Source organism: Mesorhizobium sp. SP-1A (assembly GCF_032460275.1).
Lineage (GTDB): Bacteria > Pseudomonadota > Alphaproteobacteria > Rhizobiales > Rhizobiaceae > Mesorhizobium.
In genome coordinates, this window is record NZ_JAVXZD010000004.1 from 397,795 (window position 1) to 419,915 (window position 22,121).

Annotated in this window: 24 protein-coding genes and 1 tRNA gene; 13 read left to right on the forward strand and 12 right to left on the reverse strand. The window is 66.1% G+C overall.

What is annotated here, in order from left to right; genetic code table 11:
• Positions 1–32 precede the first annotated feature (32 nt).
• The 3 genes from QU595_RS20275 to QU595_RS20285 all read right to left on the reverse strand — a co-directional run bounded on the left by QU595_RS20275 (position 33) and on the right by QU595_RS20285 (position 2,755).
• Positions 33–1,265, reverse strand: coding sequence for an NAD(P)/FAD-dependent oxidoreductase (locus QU595_RS20275; RefSeq protein WP_315925234.1), 1,233 nt, complete (start codon positions 1,263–1,265; stop codon positions 33–35).
• A 5-nt stretch (positions 1,266–1,270) separates the two neighbouring features.
• Complete coding sequence (locus tag QU595_RS20280) at positions 1,271–1,585, reverse strand: MocE family 2Fe-2S type ferredoxin (protein WP_315925236.1); 315 nt, start codon at positions 1,583–1,585, stop codon at positions 1,271–1,273.
• A 75-nt stretch (positions 1,586–1,660) separates the two neighbouring features.
• Complete coding sequence (locus QU595_RS20285; protein ID WP_315925238.1) at positions 1,661–2,755, reverse strand: fatty acid desaturase family protein; 1,095 nt, start codon at positions 2,753–2,755, stop codon at positions 1,661–1,663.
• Between the two features lie 142 nt (positions 2,756–2,897).
• On the opposite strand from QU595_RS20285, the gene QU595_RS20290 reads away from it, so the two are divergent.
• Positions 2,898–3,929 carry a LacI family DNA-binding transcriptional regulator gene (locus QU595_RS20290; protein WP_315925240.1) on the forward strand — a complete coding sequence of 344 codons (1,032 nt, stop codon included), beginning with the start codon at positions 2,898–2,900 and terminating at the stop codon, positions 3,927–3,929.
• 103 nt (positions 3,930–4,032) lie between these two features.
• Here the strand turns inward: QU595_RS20290 and QU595_RS20295 are convergent.
• Positions 4,033–4,122 (reverse strand) — tRNA-Ser (locus QU595_RS20295).
• 339 nt (positions 4,123–4,461) lie between these two features.
• Between QU595_RS20295 and QU595_RS20300 the strand changes: the two genes are divergently transcribed.
• The 3 genes from QU595_RS20300 (at position 4,462) to QU595_RS20310 (ending at position 6,684) form a co-directional block, all read left to right on the forward strand.
• The gene (locus QU595_RS20300; protein ID WP_315925242.1) at positions 4,462–4,785 is read left to right on the forward strand and encodes a hypothetical protein; all 324 of its coding nucleotides are present in this window, start codon (positions 4,462–4,464) and stop codon (positions 4,783–4,785) included.
• Between the two features lie 36 nt (positions 4,786–4,821).
• A complete protein-coding gene (msrA, locus tag QU595_RS20305; protein WP_315925244.1) occupies positions 4,822–5,481 on the forward strand; it encodes a peptide-methionine (S)-S-oxide reductase MsrA in 660 nt (219 codons plus the stop codon).
• A 213-nt stretch (positions 5,482–5,694) separates the two neighbouring features.
• Positions 5,695–6,684 carry a BMP family ABC transporter substrate-binding protein gene (locus QU595_RS20310; RefSeq protein WP_315925246.1) on the forward strand — a complete coding sequence of 330 codons (990 nt, stop codon included), beginning with the start codon at positions 5,695–5,697 and terminating at the stop codon, positions 6,682–6,684.
• A 91-nt stretch (positions 6,685–6,775) separates the two neighbouring features.
• Here the strand turns inward: QU595_RS20310 and QU595_RS20315 are convergent, their stop codons facing one another.
• Both QU595_RS20315 and QU595_RS20320 read right to left on the reverse strand, forming a co-directional pair.
• Positions 6,776–7,162 (reverse strand): hypothetical protein, encoded by a 387-nt coding sequence (locus QU595_RS20315; RefSeq protein ID WP_315925248.1) that lies wholly within the window; start codon positions 7,160–7,162, stop codon positions 6,776–6,778.
• Positions 7,163–7,210: 48 nt separating this feature from the next.
• Positions 7,211–7,414, reverse strand: a complete 204-nt coding sequence (locus QU595_RS20320; RefSeq protein WP_315925250.1) for a SlyX family protein — start codon at positions 7,412–7,414, stop codon at positions 7,211–7,213.
• 201 nt (positions 7,415–7,615) lie between these two features.
• Here QU595_RS20320 and QU595_RS20325 point away from each other — a divergent pair, with 201 nt between their 5' ends.
• The 6 genes from QU595_RS20325 (at position 7,616) to deoA (ending at position 13,993) form a co-directional block, all read left to right on the forward strand.
• Positions 7,616–9,148, forward strand: a complete 1,533-nt coding sequence (locus tag QU595_RS20325) for an ABC transporter ATP-binding protein (protein ID WP_315925252.1) — start codon at positions 7,616–7,618, stop codon at positions 9,146–9,148.
• The gene (locus QU595_RS20330; protein ID WP_315925254.1) at positions 9,145–10,308 is read left to right on the forward strand and encodes an ABC transporter permease; all 1,164 of its coding nucleotides are present in this window, start codon (positions 9,145–9,147) and stop codon (positions 10,306–10,308) included. Before QU595_RS20325 ends, QU595_RS20330 begins: the two co-directional genes overlap by 4 nt.
• Position 10,309: 1 nt before the next feature.
• Positions 10,310–11,281 carry an ABC transporter permease gene (locus tag QU595_RS20335; protein ID WP_315925256.1) on the forward strand — a complete coding sequence of 324 codons (972 nt, stop codon included), beginning with the start codon at positions 10,310–10,312 and terminating at the stop codon, positions 11,279–11,281.
• A gap of 131 nt (positions 11,282–11,412) precedes the next feature.
• The gene (cdd, locus tag QU595_RS20340; RefSeq protein ID WP_315925259.1) at positions 11,413–11,805 is read left to right on the forward strand and encodes a cytidine deaminase; all 393 of its coding nucleotides are present in this window, start codon (positions 11,413–11,415) and stop codon (positions 11,803–11,805) included.
• A complete protein-coding gene (locus tag QU595_RS20345; RefSeq protein ID WP_315925261.1) occupies positions 11,802–12,608 on the forward strand; it encodes a purine-nucleoside phosphorylase in 807 nt (268 codons plus the stop codon). The genes cdd and QU595_RS20345 overlap by 4 nt, the downstream gene beginning before the upstream one ends.
• A gap of 65 nt (positions 12,609–12,673) precedes the next feature.
• Positions 12,674–13,993 carry a thymidine phosphorylase gene (gene deoA, locus QU595_RS20350; protein ID WP_315925263.1) on the forward strand — a complete coding sequence of 440 codons (1,320 nt, stop codon included), beginning with the start codon at positions 12,674–12,676 and terminating at the stop codon, positions 13,991–13,993.
• Positions 13,994–14,032: 39 nt separating this feature from the next.
• Here deoA and QU595_RS20355 read toward each other — a convergent pair whose 3' ends face one another.
• The 3 genes from QU595_RS20355 to QU595_RS20365 form a co-directional block, all read right to left on the reverse strand.
• A complete protein-coding gene (locus QU595_RS20355; RefSeq protein WP_315925265.1) occupies positions 14,033–14,572 on the reverse strand; it encodes a TIGR02281 family clan AA aspartic protease in 540 nt (179 codons plus the stop codon).
• Positions 14,573–14,686: 114 nt separating this feature from the next.
• A complete protein-coding gene (gene upp / locus QU595_RS20360; RefSeq protein WP_315925266.1) occupies positions 14,687–15,316 on the reverse strand; it encodes a uracil phosphoribosyltransferase in 630 nt (209 codons plus the stop codon).
• An 89-nt stretch (positions 15,317–15,405) separates the two neighbouring features.
• Positions 15,406–16,380 (reverse strand): adenosine deaminase, encoded by a 975-nt coding sequence (locus tag QU595_RS20365; RefSeq protein WP_315925268.1) that lies wholly within the window; start codon positions 16,378–16,380, stop codon positions 15,406–15,408.
• 99 nt (positions 16,381–16,479) lie between these two features.
• Between QU595_RS20365 and ubiE the strand changes: the two genes are divergently transcribed.
• The 3 genes from ubiE (at position 16,480) to coaBC (ending at position 20,150) form a co-directional block, all read left to right on the forward strand.
• Positions 16,480–17,256 (forward strand): bifunctional demethylmenaquinone methyltransferase/2-methoxy-6-polyprenyl-1,4-benzoquinol methylase UbiE, encoded by a 777-nt coding sequence (ubiE, locus tag QU595_RS20370; RefSeq protein WP_315925270.1) that lies wholly within the window; start codon positions 16,480–16,482, stop codon positions 17,254–17,256.
• Between the two features lie 13 nt (positions 17,257–17,269).
• Positions 17,270–18,844 (forward strand): 2-polyprenylphenol 6-hydroxylase, encoded by a 1,575-nt coding sequence (gene ubiB / locus QU595_RS20375; RefSeq protein WP_315925272.1) that lies wholly within the window; start codon positions 17,270–17,272, stop codon positions 18,842–18,844.
• A gap of 73 nt (positions 18,845–18,917) precedes the next feature.
• Positions 18,918–20,150 carry a bifunctional phosphopantothenoylcysteine decarboxylase/phosphopantothenate--cysteine ligase CoaBC gene (coaBC, locus tag QU595_RS20380; protein WP_315925274.1) on the forward strand — a complete coding sequence of 411 codons (1,233 nt, stop codon included), beginning with the start codon at positions 18,918–18,920 and terminating at the stop codon, positions 20,148–20,150.
• Positions 20,151–20,225: 75 nt separating this feature from the next.
• Here coaBC and QU595_RS20385 read toward each other — a convergent pair whose 3' ends face one another.
• The 3 genes from QU595_RS20385 to rpsU form a co-directional block, all read right to left on the reverse strand.
• A complete protein-coding gene (locus tag QU595_RS20385) occupies positions 20,226–20,699 on the reverse strand; it encodes a DUF992 domain-containing protein (RefSeq protein ID WP_315925276.1) in 474 nt (157 codons plus the stop codon).
• A gap of 147 nt (positions 20,700–20,846) precedes the next feature.
• Positions 20,847–21,686 carry a tetratricopeptide repeat protein gene (locus QU595_RS20390; RefSeq protein WP_315925278.1) on the reverse strand — a complete coding sequence of 280 codons (840 nt, stop codon included), beginning with the start codon at positions 21,684–21,686 and terminating at the stop codon, positions 20,847–20,849.
• 167 nt (positions 21,687–21,853) lie between these two features.
• Positions 21,854–22,114, reverse strand: coding sequence for a 30S ribosomal protein S21 (gene rpsU / locus QU595_RS20395; RefSeq protein ID WP_315925280.1), 261 nt, complete (start codon positions 22,112–22,114; stop codon positions 21,854–21,856).
• Positions 22,115–22,121: the final 7 nt, after the last annotated feature.

The window sequence follows — 22,121 nt, forward strand, 5'->3', positions numbered from 1 at the left end:
GGGCGCATTCGCACACTGGAGGGATGGTGAAATCAGTCCGCGAGCAGCGATTTCAGCTTGATGCCGGGATCGCGAAGGGAGGCCGGATCGAGCCTGGCGCCTTTGCCGATGAGCATCTCGGCCAGCCGGATATCCCTGGCGACGGCATTGCCCGGGCCGATGCCGCCGGCTGCGGCGAGCCGGCCGTCTTGCGCAAGCTGGAACAGGATGAAGGCGTCGTCCGCCAGGTCGCGCCGAACGCATTGCGCATCGGGATCCGGCAGTCCGGCAATCTGCAGCGTGTGGTCGTACTGGTCGGACCAGAACCAGGGCACGGCGCCGTGAGGCTCGGCCCTGCCCAGCATGTTCCCGGCGGCGAGGGCTCCCTGTTCCTGCGCGTTGCGCCAGGATTCCAGCCTGACCCGGCGGCCTCCATGGGCCGCGAGCGGGAAGGCGCAGCAGTCGCCGGCGGCGAATATGGCGGGATCGGAGGTGGCGAGCGTGGCGTCGACGGCGATGCCGTTGTCGAGCGCCAGCCCCGCAGCTTCCGCCAATGCGACATTGGGCACGGCTCCGATGCCGATCAGCAGCAGATCGGCTTCGATCGTGCGGCCGCCGGCCAGCCGGATCGTGACCGCGTCCGGCAACTCCTCGATCCGTTCGATGCCGCTGCCGCACAGGATTTCGACACCCTGGCCTTCATGGAGCAGACGGACCCGTTCGGCGATCCCGGCGGGCACGCCGCGCATGAGGATGCGCGGCTGCGCCTCGATGACGGTGACGCCGGCACCTCTCTTTCGGGCCGATGCGGCGAGTTCGAGCCCTATGAAGCCGCCGCCGACGACCGCCAGGCGCGCGCCGGACGCGAGACGCGCCGCGATGGCACGCGCATCGCCGAGGCTGCGCAGATAGGCGACGCGCGGCCCTTCGCCGGCCATCGGCAAGCGCCGTGGCGAACAGCCGGTCGCCAGCAGCAGCCTGTCGTAGGCAATGGCGCGGCCATCGGCCATGGCGATCCTGCGCTCCGCGCGGTCGATGCCGACGACCGGCGCCGATAGCATGACCGCTATGCCGGCGTCGGCGTAGCGCTCCGGCTCCGCGACCAGCTTGGGCCGGACGTCGTCCTTGCCCTGGATCGCCTCTTTCGACAGCGGCGGACGCTCGTAGGGGAAATGCGGCTCTTTCCCGATCAGGGTGACGGCCCCGTCATAGCCGCACTCGCGCAGCGCGAATGCCGCCCGCGCGCCGCACTCTCCGGCGCCGACGATGACCATTTCCCCGCTCATGCGTGTCACCCGACCCGGATCATGACCTTGCCGGCCTCGACCTTGACCGGATAGGTCCGGAGATTGACGCAGACCGGCGCACCCCTGGCTTCGCCGGTCTTGTAGTTGAAGCGGCCATTGTGCTTGGGGCACTCGATGATGTCGTCCATTACCAGCCCGTCGGCGAGATGGACCTGCTCGTGGGTGCACAGGCCGTCCGTCGCGAAATATGCGTCGTCCGGCGAACGGTAGATCGCGAAGGTGCGGCCGCCATGGTCGAAGCGGATCACGTCTTCCTCGTCGATGTCGCCCGCGCCGCAGGCCTCGATCCAATCGCTCATCTGCTCATTCCCCTGGGTTCGTCCTGATGAAGCGGGGGCAGTTGCGGCTGTCTCCCGCCAAGCCTTGGGAGGCACTCATTCCGCCGCGTGGAATTCCGCGCGATACGGCCTCGCCGTCGGCGGCAACTCGCGCCTGAGGAAGTAATCCTCGTTGCGCAACTGACGCACGAAGGCGGGGATCATCTCGCGGTAGGCGGCCCAGATCGAAGGGGAGGGCGCCGGCAGGTCGTGCCTGATCATCGCGTGCAGCCTCGGCAGCGCATGATAGGGCACCATGGGGAACATGTGATGCTCCACATGATAGTTCATGTTCCAGTAGATGAAGCGGCTGACAGGATTCATGTAGACGGTGCGCGAATTCAGCCGGTGGTCGGTGACGTTGTCGGCCAGGCCGCCGTGCTGGAGCAGCCCCGTCATGACATGATGCCAGGCGCCGTAGAGCCGCGGCAGGCCGACGAGCATCAGCGGCAGGATCGAGCCCATGTAGATGGCGAGCGCGGCGGTCGCGAGATAGATCAGCAGCCAGATGCGCGCGACGCGGATCGCCTTCGGCTGCTCGCTTTCGGGAATGAAGGTCTTTTCGGGCGCGCTGATGATGCCGGCGGCGTTGCGCACCATGTCGGCCATGGCGTGCCAGGCGTCGAGGATGCCGAAGACGTTAAGGACCAGGCGCAGGAAATCGGGCGGGCGCATCACCGCGATCTCGGGGTCGCGCCCGACGATGATGGTGTCGGTGTGGTGGCGTGTGTGGCTCCAGCGCCAGGTGACCGGGTTGCGCATGATCATGAAACAGGCGATCTGGTAGACCGCGTCGTTCATCCATTGCGTGCGGAATGCCGTGCCGTGGCCGCATTCATGCCAGCGGGAATCCGTGGCGGAGCCGTAGAGCACGCCGTAGACGAGGAAGAACGGCACGCACCACCATGTGCCCCAGAACCAGACGCCGCCCGCGCCCGACAGGACGAGCGAGCCGAGCCAGATGACCGTGTCGCGGATGGCGGGGCCGTCCGAGCGCTTCATCAACCCCTTCATGTCCTTGCGGGGGATGTCGGTATGATACCATTCCGCGGCGGCGAGCCCGGTCTCGACCGCCCGCTTCGCGTCGCGGCCCACAAGGCTGTAGTCGCGCCCGGTCGGCTGAAAGCCCGCGCCGGCTTCGGCAATGCTCATCATGGCCTCCCTGCATCGCTTCCGGCTTTCCTACGGAAGGCGGGTTCGATGCGATGGGATGATAGCTTTGGCTATCATATCGTTCAATCATGTTGCAATGTTTTCTATCATAATCTATCAAATAACGAAACAAGGTGCAGGTGTGGTCAAACGTCCGACGATATCCGATCTGGCGCTCGCGGCAGGCGTGAGCGTCGCGACCGTGGATCGTGTGCTCAATGGGCGGTTGCCCGTGCGCGCAGATACGGCGCGGCGTGTCTACGAGGCTGCCAAGCTGATCGACTATCACGCGGCCGAGCTGATCGGACGGCGGGTGCGTCCGGAGCGGCCCGAACTGCGGCTGGGCTTTCTGTTGCTGCGGCCGAAGGACGAGTTCTACCGTGCTTTCGCCGCGGAGATCGAACGTGCGGCAGCCGGCACGGAGCATTCGCGCTGCGAGGCCGCGATAGAATTCGCCGAGACGCTGGCACCCGACGAGATGGTCGAGCGCTTGCGCAGGCTGGCGGCCAAATGCAAGGCCGTGGCCGTGGTCAGCCCGGATCATCCGACGCTGACGGCGGCCGTGGCCGAACTCAGCGAAAAAGGGGTGCCGGTGTTCTCGCTGTTGTCGGACTTCGCCGCCGGCGTGCGCGCCGGCTATGTCGGCGTCGACAACCTCAAGGTGGGGCGCACGGCCGCCTGGATGATCGCCAGATGCGCGCGCCGGCCCGGCAAGGTGGCGCTGTTCGTCGGCAGCCACCGCTTCCATGGTCACGAATTGCGCGAGATGGGCTTCCGCGCCTATTTCCGCGAACATGCGCCGCAGTTCACGGTGCTGGAAACGCTGGTCAACCAGGAATCGTTCAGCGCTACGCATGAGGCGGTAGTGGGACTTCTGGCCGAGCATTCGGATCTTGCCGGTTTCTATGTCGCCGGCGGCGGTTCGGAGGGCGCGATATCGGCACTGAGGCAGGCGAGGCCCGATCCCCTGCCGGTGGCGATCTGCAACGAGATGACGCCGGACAGGCGCGCCGCGCTGGCGGATGGCCTGGTCACGATGGTGATCAACACGCCGGTCGCCGCGCTCTCGCGCGCCCTGGTCGATGCGATGGTCGCAGCCGCCGGCGCCGCTCACATGTCGGCAGGAGGGCAGATCATCCTGCCATTCGATCTCTTCGTTCCCGAGAGCATCTGAGGCCAAAAGCATCGCAGCAAAGAGGAAGGCGAGACCCATTTCGGGAACTGTGATGGTCGAATCTTGTCTTAATGGTCGGGAAAACGGACTAAAATCAGCTAAATGGCGGAGAGAGCGGGATTCGAACCCGCGATACGGTTCCCCGTATACACACTTTCCAGGCGTGCGCCTTCAACCACTCGGCCACCTCTCCGTCCTTGCGCCCCGTCGCGGCCGGTTGTGCCGCTAGGATCGGGGAGGCGCTGCCTTCGAGGGAAGCATCCGGCGGGAGCCGGAGGGCGCCGTCGATCCACCGGCAGCCCGTTCCCTGCGCCGCAGCCGTCGAACAGCGGGCGCGCGGCTCATCTAGTCGATCCGAGCGCGAATGCCAAGCCAAAACGGCAAGCAAATGTTGCGCCGACTGAGAGCTTCGGTCAGACGGCGTAGGATATCGGCGCAAACGGTCCCGACAGTCTCAAATTCGCGTGCTGCGATTGCGCAAGTTCGCGCCGCGTCCTATTTGTGGGGCACATAAGCAAACTGGATGGTACGGATGCTGCGCTTCCTGTTCCGGCTCGCCGCGATGGTCGCGCTGGCGGTTTCGGTCATCATGGCCGTTCTGGACGTGACGCGCAGCGTGGCGGCATCGCAGGTCGTGCTGACGCCGCTCAAGACAAGCTGGAATGCCGTGTCGCCGGACACGCTGGCCTCGGCCGAAAGCTTCGTGCGCGAGAAGGCGCCGCCTGTCCTGTGGGACGGTGTCGTCAGCCGCGTGCTCGACCAGCCCGGCTTCGCCGTCTTCGCGGTGCTGGCATTCCTGCTCTATGCGATCGGCTACAGGCGCAGGCGCCGGCCCGGGCGGTACGCCGCCGCGTGAATCCGGCCTTCCTGCCACGGGAAAGGGAGATAGCGCATGTTTTTCCTCAGCGAGATGCTGAACAAGAAGCTCAACCTGCCGAAGCCGGGCGAAGCGCTGCCGGGCCGTGATCGGCCGATCCCGACCGCGGACACGCATTTCGTATCCGGGCGGCCGCTGAAAGGCCCCTATCCGGAAGGGCTGGAGACGGCGCTGTTCGGGCTCGGCTGCTTCTGGGGCGCGGAGCGCCTGTTCTGGCAGACCGAAGGCGTGTGGGTGACGGCCGTCGGCTATGCAGGCGGGCTGACGCCGAACCCGACCTATCAGGAGACCTGCACGGGCCTGACCGGACATGCCGAGGTCGTGCTGGTGGTGTTCGACCCCAAGGTGGTCTCCTATGCCGACCTGCTGAAGATCTTCTGGGAAGCGCACGACCCGACGCAGGGCATGCGCCAGGGCAACGATGTCGGCACCACCTACCGCTCCGTCATCTATACGTTCGGGACGGCGCAGCAGCAGGCGGCAATCGCTTCGCGCGACGCCTATCAGGCGTCCCTGACGGCGGCCGGGCGCGGCAGGATCACCACCGAGATCGAGCCGGCGCCGGAATTCTACTTCGCCGAGGCCGACCACCAGCAGTATCTGGCCAAGAACCCCTACGGCTATTGCGGACTAAAGGGCACCGGGGTTTCCTGCGCCGTGCCGACGCCTGCCTGAGCGGCCTTGCGGTAGCGTTCGCCCGGTGCCGGAATGCACGCCGGGCGTTTTTCCAAAGGGTCAAAATTCCGGATGAATTTTGTTTGCGGCCATGCCAGATTGGCCGCGAGCGGGAGGCGGACACTCCTGCCGGCGTCGCATGTCCGCCGGCGAACGGGCGGCTTGCGGCGATACGGAACCGTAAACGAGAAGACAAACCGACAGGGTGTGGACATGAAACGTATTGTTCTCGGCCTTCTGGCCGCAACCGCCATGGTGCTTCCGGCCTTCGCCGCGGACGTGCAGCCGGCGCTGCTCTACGATCTGGGCGGCAAGTTCGACAAGTCGTTCAACGAGGCGGCCTATAACGGCGCGGAGAAGTTCAAGAAGGAAACCGGCGTTTCCTATGTCGAGTTCGAGGTGTCCAACGCCTCGCAGCGCGAGCAGGCGCTGCGCCGCTTCGCCGAGGACGGCCGCAACCCCATCGTCATGGCCGGCTTCTCCTGGGTGGATTCGCTGACCAAGGTGGCCAAGGAATATCCGGACCTCAACTTCGCCATCATCGACGATGCCGTGGACCTGCCCAATGTGCGTTCGCTGGTGTTCAAGGAGAACGAGGGCTCCTATGTCGTGGGCGTGCTGGCGGCGATGGCCTCCAAGACCAAGAAGGTCGGCTTCGTCGGCGGCATGGACATCCCGCTGATCCGCAAGTTCGGCTGCGGCTATGTCGGCGGCGCCAAGGCGGCCGGCGCGACCGAGGTCATCTACAACATGACCGGCGACACGCCGGCGGCCTGGAACGATCCGGCCAAGGGCGGCGAGATCACCAAGACGCAGATGGACCAGGGCGCCGACGTCATCTACGCGGCGGCCGGCGGCACGGGCGTGGGCGTGCTCCAGGCTGCGGCGGACGCCGGCAAGCTCGGCATCGGCGTCGATTCCAACCAGAACGGCCTCCAGCCCGGACATGTGCTGACCTCCATGGTCAAGCGCGTCGACGTGGCGGTGTACAACACCTTCATGGACGGCAAGAACGGCACCTTCAAGGGCGGGCTGGAGCATCTCGGCCTGAAGGAGGGTGGCGTCGACTATGCCATGGACGACAACAACAAGGATCTCGTCACGCCCGAGATGAAGGCGGCGGCCGACAAGGCCAAGCAGGAGATCATCGACGGCAAGATCGAGGTGCACGACTACACCACCGACAACAAGTGCCCTTACTGATCCTTCGGGGCAACTTTGCGCATGAGCGGACCGCCGGGCCTTGTCCGGCGGTTCCGTTTCCGGAGGGCGAGTGATGGCGCCTGGCCTGCCGCTATAGTCTTGCCATCAGGTAGCCGAGCACGAAAGCCGCCGACAATCCCAGGATCGTTGCAAGCACATATCGATTTTGCAGCGCATTAAGGCCGTCGCGCCATGAGCGGCTGCCGATGCCCCGCGGGGCGTTCTCGCCGGTGGCCGGCGCGCGCATCTGCGGCAGGCCGGCGAGATTGCGCGCGATCTTTTCCCACCGCTCCCCACGATCGGTTTCGGCGGGGCCGGCGCGATCGAAGACATGCATGCGCGCAGCAAGCGCCAGAACGGCGTCGCGGAAGGCCGGGTCCCTCTCCAGGTCGCGCTCGGCCCGTTCGCGCTCCCCTTCGTTCATCAGGCCGAACACGTAGTCTCCGGCCCGCGCAAGCCTGTCTCCCTCAGCCGCCATGCGACTCCCCCCTTGTGTTGCGGCCATCCTCCCCAGGCGGCCGTTCGCCTACCAGTGCGGCGGCTTCGTCACCGGCACGTCCGGCGCCGCCTGCTCCTCCAGTTCCAGGAAACGTCGCGCCAACGCATCCAGTTTGCGCTGGAGCTTGTCGATCGTCTTCCACTGTTCGGCGATCTGGCCGGACAGTTCCTCTATGGCGCGCTCCTGCTCGGCGGCGCGGATTTCCAATGTGGTCAGCCGGTCGGCGGACATGCCGGGTCTCCCTGTTCCACCATCGCGATCCGGCGGCTACAGCTCTGCAACACCGGGCGCGAACATGGCTGCTTCGCTGGTTCTGAAATTGACAACAGTGCCCTGATTTGTCGAGAGTGGTCGCCGATGCGGGCCGATTGGCAGGGGACAATCGGCATGCTAGGCGTTTGATCAAGCGATAAAAACAACGGGAACAGCCGCATGGCGCTAGCCGCAATCGAGCTGATCGGCATCAACAAGAGCTTTGGGACCGTTCACGCCAATCGCGACATCAACCTGGAGATCGCGCAGGGCACCATCCACGGCATCGTCGGCGAGAACGGCGCCGGAAAATCGACGCTGATGTCGATCCTCTACGGCTTCTATCAGGCCGACAGCGGCGAGATCCGCGTCAACGGCAAGCCGACGACCATACGCAATTCCAACGACGCCATCGCGGCGGGCATCGGCATGGTGCACCAGCATTTTATGCTGGTGGAGAACTTCACCGTGCTGGAGAACGTCATCCTCGGCGCGGAGGGCGAGGCGCTGCTGAAATCCTCCATCGCCAAGGCCCGTTCGGAACTGGTGCGGCTGGAGCGCGAATACGGGTTGCAGGTCAATCCCGACGCGCTGATCGAGGAACTGCCGGTCGGCCTGCAGCAGCGGGTGGAAATCCTCAAGGCGCTCTACCGCGGCGCCGAAATCCTGATTCTGGACGAGCCGACCGGCGTGCTGACGCCGGCGGAGGCGGACCATCTGTTCCGAATCCTGCGCCAGCTCAAGGAACAGGGCAAGACGGTGGTGCTGATCACGCACAAGCTGCGCGAGATCATGGCGATCACCGACACGGTTTCGGTGATGCGGCAGGGAACCATGGTGGCGACGCGCAAGACCTCCGAGACCACGGTCGAGGAACTGGCCGAACTCATGGTGGGCCGCCGCGTGCTGCTGCGCGTCCAGAAGGGCGAGGCGAAGCCCGGCGAGGTGAAGCTTTCCGTGCGCGACCTCGTGGTCAAGGACCAGCGCGGCGTGACCATGGTCGACGGCGTGTCGTTCGACGTCAGGGCCGGGGAGATCGTCGGCATAGCCGGCGTGGCCGGCAACGGGCAGTCGGAGCTGCTGGAGGCGATCTCGGGCATACGCAACGCGGTTTCCGGCAGCGTGACGCTGGACGGCAAGCCGATCGACCTGACTGGCGCTGCCGATCCGGGCGAGTTGCGCGAAAGGGGATTGGCCCATGTGCCGGAGGATCGCCACCATGTCGGGCTGGTGCTGGCCTTCGAGGAAAGCGAGAACTCCATCCTCGGCTATCAGGACGATCCGCGCTACCTGAAGGGGCCGCTGCTCGATATCGACGCGGTGCTGGCGGACGCGAAGGACAAGATCGGGAAATACGACATCCGCCCTGCCAATCCGAGGCTGAAAACGGCGAACTTCTCCGGCGGCAACCAGCAGAAGATCGTGCTGGCGCGCGAGATCGAGCGGGACCCGGGCGTGCTGATCGTCGGCCAGCCGACGCGCGGCGTCGATGTCGGCGCCATCGAGTTCATCCACAAGCGGCTCATCGCCATGCGCGACGCGGGCAAGGCGGTGCTGCTGGTCTCGGTCGAGCTGGACGAGATCCGCTCGCTGTCGGACCGTATCCTGGTGATGTTCGCCGGCCGCATCGTCGGCGAGCGCGATCCCGAGGCCACGGAAGGCGAACTCGGCCTGCTGATGGCCGGCGTCGAGCAGCGGGAGGCGGCGGAATGAGCACGCCCTACGCCAAGCTGCCAAGATGGGCGGACTACGGACTGATCCCGCTCATCAACCTGCTGGTCGCCTTCGCGGTCGCCGGGCTGGTGGTCATGCTGGTGGGCGAAAACCCGTTCGATGCCGCCGTCATTCTCGTCAAGGGCGCGCTGGGGCGCGGGCAGGGCATCGCCTACACGCTCTACTATGCCACCACCTTCATCTTCTCCGGGCTTTCGGTGGCCGTGGCGGTGCATTGCGGCCTGTTCAACATCGGCGGCGAGGGGCAGGGCTATATTGCCGGGCTCGGCATCGCCCTGGTGTGCCTTGCCTTCGACAGCGTGCTGCCCTGGTATGTGCTTTTCCCGATCGCCATCCTGGCTTCCGCCGCCTTCGGTGCCTTGTGGGCGCTAATCCCGGCCTATCTGCAGGCAAAGCGCGGCTCGCACATCGTCATCACCACCATCATGTTCAACTTCATCGCCGCCTCCATCATGGTCTACATGCTGGTGGACGTGATCAAGCCGGTCGGCTCGATGGCGCCGCAGACGCGCAACTTCCTCGAGGGCGCGCAACTGCCGCGGCTGAACTGGATCTTCGAACTGTTCGGCGCCAAGGTGCGCTCGGCGCCCTTCAACATCACTTTCCTGCTGGCGCTGGTGATGGCGTGTCTGGTCTGGCTGCTGATCTGGCGCACGAAGCTGGGCTACGAGATCCGAACCTATGGCTTCAGTCCCAAGGCGGCGCGCTATGCCGGCATCTCGGAAACCCGCATCATCATCGTCACCATGATGATCTCCGGCGCGCTGGCCGGCATGATGGCGCTGAACCCGACCATGGGCGACCAGCACAACGTCGCGCTCGACTTCGTGTCGGGCGCCGGCTTCGTCGGCATCGCGGTGGCGCTGATGGGCCGCTCGCATCCCGTCGGCATCGTGCTGGCGGCGATCCTGTTTGGAGTGCTCTACCAGGGCGGGGCCGAACTGGCCTTCGAGATGCCGGCGATCAGCCGCGACATGATCGTCATCATCCAGGGGCTGGTCATCCTGTTCGCGGGAGCGCTGGAGCATATGTTCCGGCCCTATGTGCAGGCGCTGTTCGCCACGCTCAGCCCCAGATCGGCGGGGCTTGCGCCGGCCGGTCCGGCCGGTGGACCATCAGGCGGCGGCAGGGGGGGCTGAGATGGACCTGTTCAACATCATCGTCCAGACGCTCGGCTCGACCATCCGGCTTTCGGTGCCGCTGCTGTTCGCCTGCCTTGCCGGACTCTATTCGGAGCGCTCCGGCATCTTCGACATCGGGCTCGAGGGCAAGATGCTGGTGGGAGCCTTCGCCGGCGCTTCCGCCGCGGCCGTGTTCCATTCCGCCTGGATCGGCCTCGGCATGGCCGTGCTGATCTCGGTCTGCTTCGCGCTGGTGCACGGCTTCGCCTCCATCACCCATCGCGGCAACCAGATCGTGTCCGGCGTGGCGATCAACTTCATCGCCGCCGGCTCCACGATCATCCTGGGGCAGGCCTGGTTCAGCCAGGGTGGCCGCACCCCGGCGCTGGCGCCGGCCGAGCGCTTCGAGGCGATCAGGTTTCCCGGCGCGGATGCGGTGCGCGACGTGCCGGTCGTCGGCCCGATCTACACGCAGCTCATCTCCGGCCATTCGCTGCTCGTCTACATCGCCTTCCTGGCGGTGCCGTTCACCTGGTGGGTGCTGTTTCGCACGCGCTTCGGGCTGCGGCTGCGGGCCGTGGGCGAAAATCCGGCGGCGGTCGACACGGCCGGCATCTCCGTGACCTGGCTGCGCTACCGGGCGCTGATCTGCACCGGCATTCTCACCGGCTTCGCTGGGGCCTATCTCGCCATGGTGCAGAATGCCGGCTTCGTGAAGGACATGACGGCCGGCAAGGGCTATATCGCGCTGGCGGCGCTGATCTTCGCCAAATGGAAGCCGGTCAACGCCATGTTCGCCTGCCTGCTGTTCGGCTTCCTCGACGCGGCGTCCATCCGCCTGCAAGGCACGCCGTTGCCTCTCATCGGCAGGGTGCCGGCGCAGTTCATGCAGGCCCTGCCTTACGTGCTCACCGTCATCCTGCTCGCCGGCTTCATCGGCAAGGCGATCCCGCCCAAGGCCGGTGGCGTGCCCTATGTGAAGGAGCGTTGATATGCGGCAATCGGCAACCGGCAGTCGGCAGTCGGACTTAACCTCAACTTCAGTCGGCGTTGTATTGGGCACTCTGCCTTTCGATCGACCGACTGCCGGCTGCCGATTGCCGATTGCCGGGGTTCCGCCCCATGTCGCATGACCTTTATCTCGCCGCGCGCGATGCCATGGCCAAGGCCTACGCGCCCTATTCGAAATTCCCGGTGGGGGCGGCGTTGCGCACCGAGGACGGCCGCGTCTTCGCCGGCGCCAACATCGAGGTGGCTTCCTATCCGGAAGGCTGGTGCGCCGAGACTACGGCGCTCGGCCACTACATCATGGGCGGCGGCGGCAGGATCACCGAAATCGCCGTGGTGGCCGAGCGCATGGCCAGATGCACGCCCTGCGGCGGCTGCCGGCAGCGGCTGGCCGAGTTCACGCGGCCCGACACGAAGCTCTATCTGTGCGACGAGACGGGCGTCGTCGAAACCGTGACCATGGGCGACATGCTGCCCTACGGGTTTCGCGGCGATATGCTCAAATGAAGAGCGCCGTCGATCTCCTGGTCCGGAGGCTGAACGGGCTGGCGCCCAAGGCCGCGCTGGTGCTCGGGTCCGGGCTTGGCGGACTGGTGGACGAGGTCGAGAATGCCGTGCGCGTTCCCTATGCCGACCTGTCCGGTTTTCCGAAGAGCGGGGTCACCGGCCATGCCGGCGAGGTCGTGGCGGGCCTGTTTTCAGGCAAGCCGGTGGTCATGCTTTCAGGCCGCGCCCACTATTACGAGCAGGGCGATGCTGCCGCGATGCGGCCGGCGCTGGAGGCGCTGGCCGGCATCGGGGTGAGCCGGCTGATCCTGACCAACGCCGCCGGATCGCTGGACCCGACCATGCTGCCGGGGTCGGTGATGCTGATCACCGACCATATCAATTTCTCCGGCTCCAATCCGCTGTTCGGCGAGCCGACCGACCGGCGCTTCGTCGGCCTGACGGAAGCCTATGATGCCGGCATGCGCGCGGCGATCGAGGCGGCGGCCGGATTGACGGACATCGCGCTCCACAAGGGCGTCTATATGTGGTTTTCCGGCCCGTCTTTCGAAACACCGGCCGAGATACGCATGGCCCGCCTGCTTGGCGCGGACGCGGTCGGCATGTCCACCGTGCCGGAAGTCATCCTTGCGCGCTTTCTGGGAATGAAGGTCGCGGCCTGCTCCGTCATCACCAATCTGGCAGCGGGCATGACCGGAGCGGAACTGTCGCATCGCGAGACCAAGGACATGGCACCGCTCGGCGGCGCGCGGCTGGCGACGGTGCTGAAGCGTGCGTTCGAGGACGGGCTGCTGGATGGATAGCGTGTCGCATCAGACCCCGCTCCGGGGTGCCGCGGCACCCAGCCTCCGGCTGCGGTGTTGAACCCATGCTCCCGCAGGAGATCATCCGCAGGAAACGCGACGGGCAGCATCTGTCGGCCGCCGAGATCGAAGAGTTCATCGCCGGAGTGACCTCGGGCGCGGTTTCGGACGCGCAGGCGGCGGCCTTCGCCATGGCGGTGTTCCTTGCCGGCATGAGCCGCGACGAAGCCGTGGCGCTGACGCTCGCCATGCGCGATTCCGGCACCGTGCTCGACTGGTCGGACCTGCCGGGGCCCGTCACCGACAAGCATTCCACCGGCGGCGTCGGCGACAATGTCTCGCTGATGCTGGCGCCCATCGTGGCGGCCTGCGGGGCCTATGTGCCGATGATTTCCGGGCGCGGGCTCGGCCACACCGGCGGCACGCTGGACAAGATGGATTCCATTCCGGGCTATGTCAGCCAGCCGGACCTCGCGTTGCTGCGCAAGGCAGTGCTGGAGGCGGGCTGCGCCATCATCGGCCAGACCGGCGACCTGGCACCCGCAGACCGGCGCCTCTATGCGATCCGCGACGTGACTGCGACCGTGGAATCCGTGCCGCTCATCACCGCGTCCATCCTGTCGAAGAAGCTGGCGGCGGGATTGGGCTCGCTGGTGCTGGACGTGAAGGTCGGCAACGGCGCCTTCATGGAACGGGCGCGCGAGGCCGGCGCCCTGGCCACCAGCCTGGTCGAGGTGGCGACGGGGGCCGGGCTCAAGACCTCGGCGCTGGTCACCGGCATGAACGAGCCGCTGGCTTCCGCCGCCGGCAATGCGGTCGAGGTGCTGAACGCGGTGGATTTCCTCACCGGGCGCGCCCGCGACAAACGGCTGGAGGAGGTGACGCTGGCGCTCGCCGCCGCCATGTTGCAGGGGGCAGGGATTGCCGCGTCCACGCAGGACGGCATGCAGCGCGCTTCGGAGGCGCTTGTCAGCGGCCGCGCGGCTGCCGTGTTCGGCCGCATGGTTTCGGCGTTGGGTGGTCCGGCCGACTTCGTCGAGAATGCGCGGACGTTCCTGCCGCGTGCTCCAGTGGAGGTCGCCGCGCGGGCAACCAGAAACGGGTTCGTGACCGCAATAGAAACGCGCGACATCGGGCTCGCGGTGGTCGTTCTGGGCGGCGGCCGGCGCCAGCCGGGCGACGCGGTCGACCATGCTGTCGGCATCACGCGGCTGCTGCCCGTCGGTGCCGAGGTGCGGGCCGGGGAGGCGCTGGCGCTGGTCCATGCCCGCTCGGAGGCCGATGCACAGGCGGCCGCTGCCGCGGTGCTTTCGGCCTACACGCTCGGGCCATCGAAGCCGCCGGCCGAAAAACCCATCGTCCGGCGGGTTCTGGCGCGGGGTTAGCGCGCCAATCGCGGGATGGTCAGGGGCCGGCAGGCCAGCCTATTGCGCCAGCAGCAGCGCGCCGTTCTCGACCTGGTATTTGTCGAGCCGCTTGAGGAAACTCATGCCGATGAGATTGGTGTCGAGCGCCTTGTCGTCCAGCACGACGGCGTCGACATCGTTCAAGGCGATCCGGCCGATTTCCAGGGAGGCGATGCGGACCAGGGCGGCCCTGACGCGGCCGTTGGCGGTGTTGACCTCGCGGCTGAAATCGCCGGGGCTCAAAGCCATGCCTGCGCGCCGCGCAGTCGACAGGTTCAGGGCGACCAGCGTGGCACCGGTGTCGATCATGGCGGGGACCTGCCGGCCGTTCACCTTGAACACCGCCTGGAAGTGACCTTGCGTGTCCTGCTGGACCAGGACCTTGCGGCCGAGCGGCTGCGCGGGGGCCGCAGCGGAGGCTGTCGGCTCGGCGGGAGCGCTCGCGGGCGCGGCGGGTCTTAGCAAGCTTTCCAGCGCCTGCGGGTTGTTCTGCACAATAATCGCCAGGAAGGCCGCACCCAGCGTGAAGGTGACGAGTATGACAAGGTTGCGCAGCATGGTCCGCCCCGAAGGAAGCCGGATCATGGTGCTTTCTCGATGAGCGCCGGCTTAACGAATGCCGGCGCCGGAGAGGAACCGTACGGCTGCGTAAACGGACGGTAAAAACAGAGGCTACTTGGTGCCGTACATGCGGTCGCCGGCGTCGCCGAGGCCCGGCATGATGTAGCCCTTTTCGTTCAACTGGCGGTCGATGGAAGCGGTGTAGACCGGTACGTCCGGATGGGCGGTGGTGAAGCGCTCGATGCCCTCGGGCGCTGCAAGCAGACACAGGAAGCGGATGTTGGTGGCGCCGCGCGCCTTGAGCTTCTCGATCGCCGCGATGGCCGAATTGGCGGTGGCCAGCATCGGATCGACCACGATCACCAGCCGGTCGGCGAGGTCGCTCGGCGCCTTGAAGAAATATTCGATCGCCTCCAGTGTGTCGTGGTCGCGGTAGAGGCCGATATGGGCGACACGCGCGGCGGGCACGAGATCGAGCAGACCTTCGAGCAGGCCGTTGCCGGCCCTGAGCACCGAGGCGAAGACCAGTTTCTTGCCTTCCAGGATCGGCGCGTCCATCTTCTCCATCGGCGTCTCGATGGGCATGGTGGTGAGTTCGAGGTTGCGGGTGACTTCGTAGCACAACAGCAGCGAAATCTCGCGCAGCAGCCGGCGGAAGCCGGCCGTCGAGGTGTCCTTGTTGCGCATGATGGTCAGCTTGTGCTGGACAAGCGGATGGTCGACGACGGTCACGCCCTTCATGGTGTTCTCCTCGATGCTGCACGACCTTAACGGCTAAGGCGGAGCCGTGAAACGCCCCTGCTGCCGACAACCACAGTTTTTGCCGGCGATCAACGTGCCGGGCGGTCGAGCCGCGCCAGCAGGGCGGATTTCGTCCTGCGATCCACGAAGGCGGCTTCGATGGCGATCCGGGTCAGGGCGGCCAGCGCCTTTTCGTTCATGGCAAAATGCTCTGCCGCGATTTCATATTCGCGTTTCAGCGAGGTCCGGAAATAGGGCGGATCGTCCGAGTTCAGGGTCACCTTGCAGCCTGCCGCTCTCAGCGCCGGAAGAGGGTGGCTGGCGAAATCCGGGAAGACGCCGAGCGCGACGTTGGAGCCGGGGCAGCATTCCAGCACCACGCCGAGATCTGCGATACGCCGCACCAGATCGGGGTTTTCGACGGCGCGCACGCCGTGGCCGATGCGTGCGGGCCGCAAATGGTCCAGCGCCGCGGCGACGCTTTCCCAGCCGGTCAGTTCGCCGGCATGGACGGTGATGCCGAGCCCCGCCTCGCGCGCGATCTCGAAGGCGCGCACGAAATCCTCGTAGTCGCCGATGCGTTCGTCGCCGGCGAGGCCGAACCCGGCCACCAGCGGATTGCCGCTTCTGGCGGCGAAGCGCGCCGCCTGTTCGACGGCATCGACGCCGAAATGCCGCACGCCGGTGACGATCATGCGTCCTTCGATGCCTGTCTTGGCCCTGGCGCGCGAAATGCCTTCGCCGAGCGCGTCGGTATAGGCTTTTGGCGAGAGGCCGGCCTTCTTGGCATGGTCGGGCGAAATGAAGATTTCCGAGTAGACGGCGCCGTCGCGCGCAAGGCTGGTGAGGTAGTGATCTGCCAGAAGCACGTAGTCGTCTTCGGAACGGAACAGATCGGCCGAGAAGTCGTAGGCTGCGAGGAAGGAGGTGAAGTTGTGCCACACGAAAGCGCCGTCGCGGATGAAGGGCGCGGGGTCGGCGTCGTATTTGCGCGCCTGGCGCAGGACCAGCTCAGGCGCCGCCGCCCCTTCGATATGGCAGTGGAGTTCCGCTTTCAGTGGCATTCCGTCGTTCCGTTCCGCGGCCGAAAACCGCGCCTTAAACAATAGCGTCGGCATCCTCGATCGGCTATGGTCCCGCCGATTTTGTGACGGATCGCGATTATGTCAGTCGGAAGAACCACCGCGACGGGCGGCATGGAAACCTCTTATGGATTCAGGCGGGTCGGCGAAGGCGACAAGCAGCCGCTGGTCAACGAGGTGTTCCACAAGGTCGCCAAGCGCTACGACGTGATGAACGACCTGATGTCGGGCGGGATGCACCGCGTCTGGAAGGATGCGATGGTGACCTGGCTGAACCCGCCGAAGCGTCCGGGCTGGACGTCGCTCGACGTTGCCGGCGGAACCGGCGACATCGCCTTCCGCATCGTGGCGGCGAGCCGCGGCAACGCCCATATCACCGTCCTCGACATCAACGGTTCGATGCTGGCCGTTGGCCGCGAGCGGGCCGAAAAGAAGAAGCTCACCGACAATCTCGATTTCGTCGAGGCCAATGCCGAGGAACTGCCCTTCGCTGACGCCAGCTTCGACGCCTATACGATCGCCTTCGGCATCCGCAACGTGCCGCGCATCGATGTGGCGCTTTCGGAGGCGTTCCGGGTGCTGAAACCCGGCGGGCGCTTCCTGTGCCTCGAGTTCTCGGAAGTGGACCTGCCGGTGCTCGACAAGGTCTATGAAGCCTGGTCGTTCAACGCCATCCCGAAGATCGGCAGGGCGGTGACGGGCGACGGCGAGCCCTATTCCTATCTGGTCGAATCGATTCGGAAATTCCCGAACCAGCAGAATTTCGCGACCATGATCCAGCGCGCGGGGTTCGAGCGGGTTTCCTTCCGCAACTATTCGGGCGGCATCGCGGCGGCGCACTCGGGCTGGAAGCTTTGAGGCGCGCGCATTCATGAGCACTGTCGGCGCGGGATTCCGGCTGGTCAGGGCCGGCTGGGTGCTGGTGCGCGAGGGCGTGGTCGCGGCCTTTCCGGGCGACCAGTTTTCCGGTCTGCCGAAGCTGGGCTGGCGTGCGGCGCGGCTGCTGGCGCGGCGGCGTGCGCTGAAGCACGGCCGCGGCGACCGTCTGGCGCATGCGGTGGCGCGGCTCGGCCCGTCCTATGTCAAGCTCGGCCAGTTCCTGGCGACGCGTCCCGACGTCGTGGGCAACGACATTGCCGTCGACCTCGCCATGCTGCAGGACAAGATGCAGACGTTTCCGAAGGCCGAAGCGGTTGCCGCGGTCGAAACGTCGCTCGGCCGCCCGGTCGGCGATCTCTACGCGGAATTCGGCGAGCCGGTGGCGGCCGCCTCCATCGCGCAGGTGCATCCGGCCGAGGTGGAATATGAGGACGGTCGCCGGTCCGTGGCGGTCAAGGTCATCCGCCCCGGCGTGCGCCGCCGCTTCCTGCACGATCTCGAGAGTTTTTTCCTGGCCGCCCGGCTCCAGGAGAAATACGTGCCCTCCACGCGCCGGCTGCGTCCGGTGGAGGTGACGGAAACGCTTGCCCAGACCACCAGGATCGAGATGGATCTGCGGCTTGAAGGGGCAGCTCTTTCCGAGCTCGGCGAAAACACGCGCGACGATCCCGGCTTCCGCGTACCGGCGGTGGACTGGGAACGAACCGGCCGCGACGTGCTGACCATGGAATGGGTCGACGGCATCAAGATGAACGATGTCGCCGGTCTGGCCGCCGTGGGTCACGATCTCAAGGCGATCGCTGTCAACCTGATCCAGTCGTTCCTGCGGCACACCTTGCGCGACGGCTTTTTCCATGCCGACATGCATCCCGGAAACCTGTTCGTGGAGGCGGACGGCACCATCGTGGCCGTCGATCTCGGCATCGCCGGGCGGCTCGGCAAGAAGGAGCGCCGCTTCCTCGCCGAGATCCTCTACGGTTTCATCACGCGCGACTATCTACGCGTGGCCGAAGTGCATTTCGAGGCCGGCTATGTGCCGCACAAGCACGACGTCTCGGCTTTCGCGCAGGCGATCCGCGCCATCGGCGAGCCGATCCATGGCCAACCGGCCGAAACCATCTCCATGGCCAAGCTGCTCACCCTGCTGTTCGAGGTGACGGAACTGTTCGACATGCAGACCCGGCCCGAACTGGTGCTGCTGCAGAAGACCATGGTGGTGGTGGAGGGTGTTGCGCGAACGCTCGATCCCGGCTTCAACATGTGGAAAACCTCCGAGCCGGTGGTCGGCGACTGGATCCGCGCCAATCTCGGCCCGCGCGGCATGCTGGCCGACGCGGGCGAAGGCGTGAAGGCGTTTCTCACCTTCGCGCGCCAGATGCCGGAACTGGCCTTGCGCGCCGAGCGGCTGTCGCGTGAACTCGACGCGATGGCCGAAAAAGGGCTGCGTTTCGAAGAGGAGACCGCGGAGGCCATCGGCAAGGCCGAAGCGCGCTATTCGCGGCTTGGCCGCTGGGCGCTGGTCGTGATTGCGGTGGCGCTGGTCTATATCGCCTGGAAGCTGGTGTGATCGTCGGCCGGCCCTTCATTGTGCCGGGCGGCGGTTTCTTCTAGAAATTCATGCAGGTGCGAGAAACCAAGTCATGATCCTTTCCGGCAAGCGCATCCTGCTCGTCATCGGCGGCGGCATCGCGGCCTACAAGTCGCTGGACCTGATCCGCCGCCTGCGTGAGCGCGGAGCGACGGTGCGCTGCGTCATGACGGCGGCCGCGCAGCATTTCGTCACGCAGCTGGCGGTGGGCGCGCTCAGCGCAGACCACGTCTTCACCGACCTGTTCGACCGGCAGGACGAGCAGGATGTCGGCCATATCCGCCTGGCGCGGGAAGCGGACCTGATCGTGGTGGCGCCGGCAACCGCCGACCTGATGGCCAAGCTCGCCAACGGGCTTGCCGGCGACCTCGCCTCGGCCGTGCTGCTGGCGACGGACAAGCCCGTGCTGATGGCGCCGGCCATGAACCCGAAGATGTGGGCGCATCCGGCCACGCGCCGCAATCACGCCACGCTGAGGCGGGACGGCGTCGGCTTCGTCGGACCGATGCAGGGCGAAATGGCCGAGAGCGGCGAAGCGGGCGAGGGGCGCATGGCCGAGCCGCTGGAGATCGTCGCGGCCGTCGAGGCCCTGCTGGACGACCGGCCGAAGCCGCTCGCGGGCAGAAAGATCATCGTCACGTCCGGCCCCACGCACGAGCCCATCGACCCGGTGCGCTACATCGCCAACCGTTCGTCCGGCAAGCAGGGCCACGCCATCGCCGCCGCGCTGGCGAAACTCGGCGCGGACGTTCGCCTCGTATCCGGCCCCGTTTCGATCCCCGATCCGGCGGGCGTGACCACCATCCATGTAGAGCGCGCGGAAGAGATGCGCGATGCGGTGGAGGGCCTGCTGCCGGCCGATGCCGCCGTGTTCGTTGCCGCCGTGGCCGACTGGCGCACGGCCGGATCGGCGAACGAGAAGATCAAGAAGGTGGCGGGCGAGGGGCCGCCGGCTCTGCAGATGGTGGAGAATCCCGACATTCTGGCCGGGGTCGGCCATCACGGAAGCCGGCCGCGCCTGGTGGTCGGCTTCGCGGCCGAGACCAGGGATCTTTTGAAGAACGCGAGGGCCAAGCTGGACAAAAAAGGCGCGGACCTGATCGTGGCCAACGATGTCTCGCACGCCAGCGGCATCGGGCCGGCCGGCGTCATGGGCGGCGATCGCAACCGGGTGCGCATCGTTTCGCGGACTGGCGTCGAGGACTGGCCGGAAATGAGCAAGGACGAGGTGGCGGAACGGCTTGCCGCACTGGTCGCCGAGCGGCTGAAGGCCATCGACGTCTGAGAGCGGGAATTCCTTGAAATAGCGCCGGATGTCCCCGGCGGAGCGCAAGGCGTCCGCCGAGGCCGGTCCGGAAAACTACTTGATCGCGTGCATCAGTTCGAGCGACTGCACCGCTACGGCGAGGTTGAGGCCGGTCTGCGCCTGCACGCTCAGCGGCTGCAGGGCATAGGAGCGCTCGAAACCGCCCACCATGACGTTGGCGCCGCCGCCGGTCGCGATGCTCGCCTCGGCGTTGACGCCGAAATACTTGCCGGCGAGGCTGCCGGGCTCGTAGTCGCCCGTGGCCGACAGAACGGCCCATACCAGTTCGCCCTGATTTGTGACGCCAAGATCGACGCCGAGCTTGGAGATCACGCCCGTGTAGGTTTCGGGATGCCGTCCGTTCGACGGTCGGTAGGTGCAGACCACGCCCTTGTTCGAAGCGACGACATAGGCCGTTCCGCCATCGATGGTGCAGTCGAGAACGCCGAGTTCGAGCCGCCCCGCGTGCGCCGGAACGGCGAGAGTGACGGCGGAAAGGGCGGCGGCGACAGCCAGATTCTTGATCATGGGAACGGTCCTTTGCTGGTTCTGCCCGATCAACGGCACAGTGAAGCCAGCGTTCCCAAAAAGTTTGGCGCGATCTGGGCAAAAAGGCGGCAAGCGTGACCTTTGCGGGTCACACTTGGCTGAATGGTAAATACGGCGCGCGTGCGGTCAGCTGACGCGCGCCAGCCCGTCCTTCGCCGGCTGGTAGGTGGGGCTCAGGCGAACCGCTTCGCGATAGGATTTCGCCGCCTTGGCCTTGTCGCCGCGACGCTCGTAGATCAGCGCCTGGTTCGCCCACGCCTCGGCGTTCTTGGCATCGAGCTTGATCGCCATGTTGAAGTCGGCGAAGGCGTTGTCTTCCTGGTTCAGCGCCAGGTAGGAAAGGCCGCGGCCGTTATAGGGCTCGGAAGCGTCGGGCGCCAGCGAGATGGCGGTCGAGAAATCCTCGATGGCGTATTTGTGCTGGCCCTGGCTCTGATAGATCAGGCCGCGATTGTGGTAGGCGCGGGCGTCGGTGGTGTCGAGCTGGATGGCCTTCTGGAAATCGTTGAAGGCATCCTGGGTGCGGCCCGCCTTGCGGTAGAGATTGCCGCGGCCGATATAGGCGGCGTCGTAGCTCGGATTGATCTGGATGGCCTTGTTGTAGTCGTTGAGGGCGGCCGTCTGGTCGCCCAGGAAGCGGTAGATCAGGGCGCGGTTCGAGTAGGCCTGATAGAAATCCGGCTTGAGCTGAACAGCGGTGTTGAAGTCCTTCAGCGCCTGCTGGTACTTGCCGCCGCGGCCGTAGGCCGAGCCGCGCACGTTGTAGCCCTCGGGGTCGTTCGGGTTGCGGTCGATGACCGACGAGAGCGAGGAGATGTTCTCGCTCGATCCCTGCGCCACATCGATGTTGTTCAGGTTTCCGGTGGGTGCGGTCTGGCATCCGGCCAGAGCAAGGGCCGAAAAAACGGCCGACATCAGGGCGAGGTTCCGTAGTCCGGTGCTGCGCTCGCCGGTCAAAACATGCATCTAAGCCTTATCCTCATGTCGCTTGGCGACGCCAGGGCCCTCGTACCGGCTCGCACCCCTCGCGGCAGCATCCGACTGAAAACTGCCATCACGAATAAAAAAGGTGGCGGCGATTCCTCATCGCGCCACCCCGGATATCCTTCGAAAAGGACGAAAAATTGGCAAGGTCAGCGCGGAGCGCGCGCTGCACCAGCGGCAGTGGCGGCCGGACGCGGAGTGCCCGGAATCAGGCCCTCGCGCTGGGCGCGCTTGCGCGCCAGCTTGCGGGCGCGGCGGACGGCCTCGGCCTTCTCGCGGGCACGCTTCTCGGACGGCTTCTCGTAATGGCCGCGCATCTTCATTTCGCGGAAGATGCCCTCGCGCTGCATCTTCTTCTTGAGTGCGCGAAGCGCCTGATCAACGTTGTTGTCGCGAACGAGTACCTGCACGGGCGAT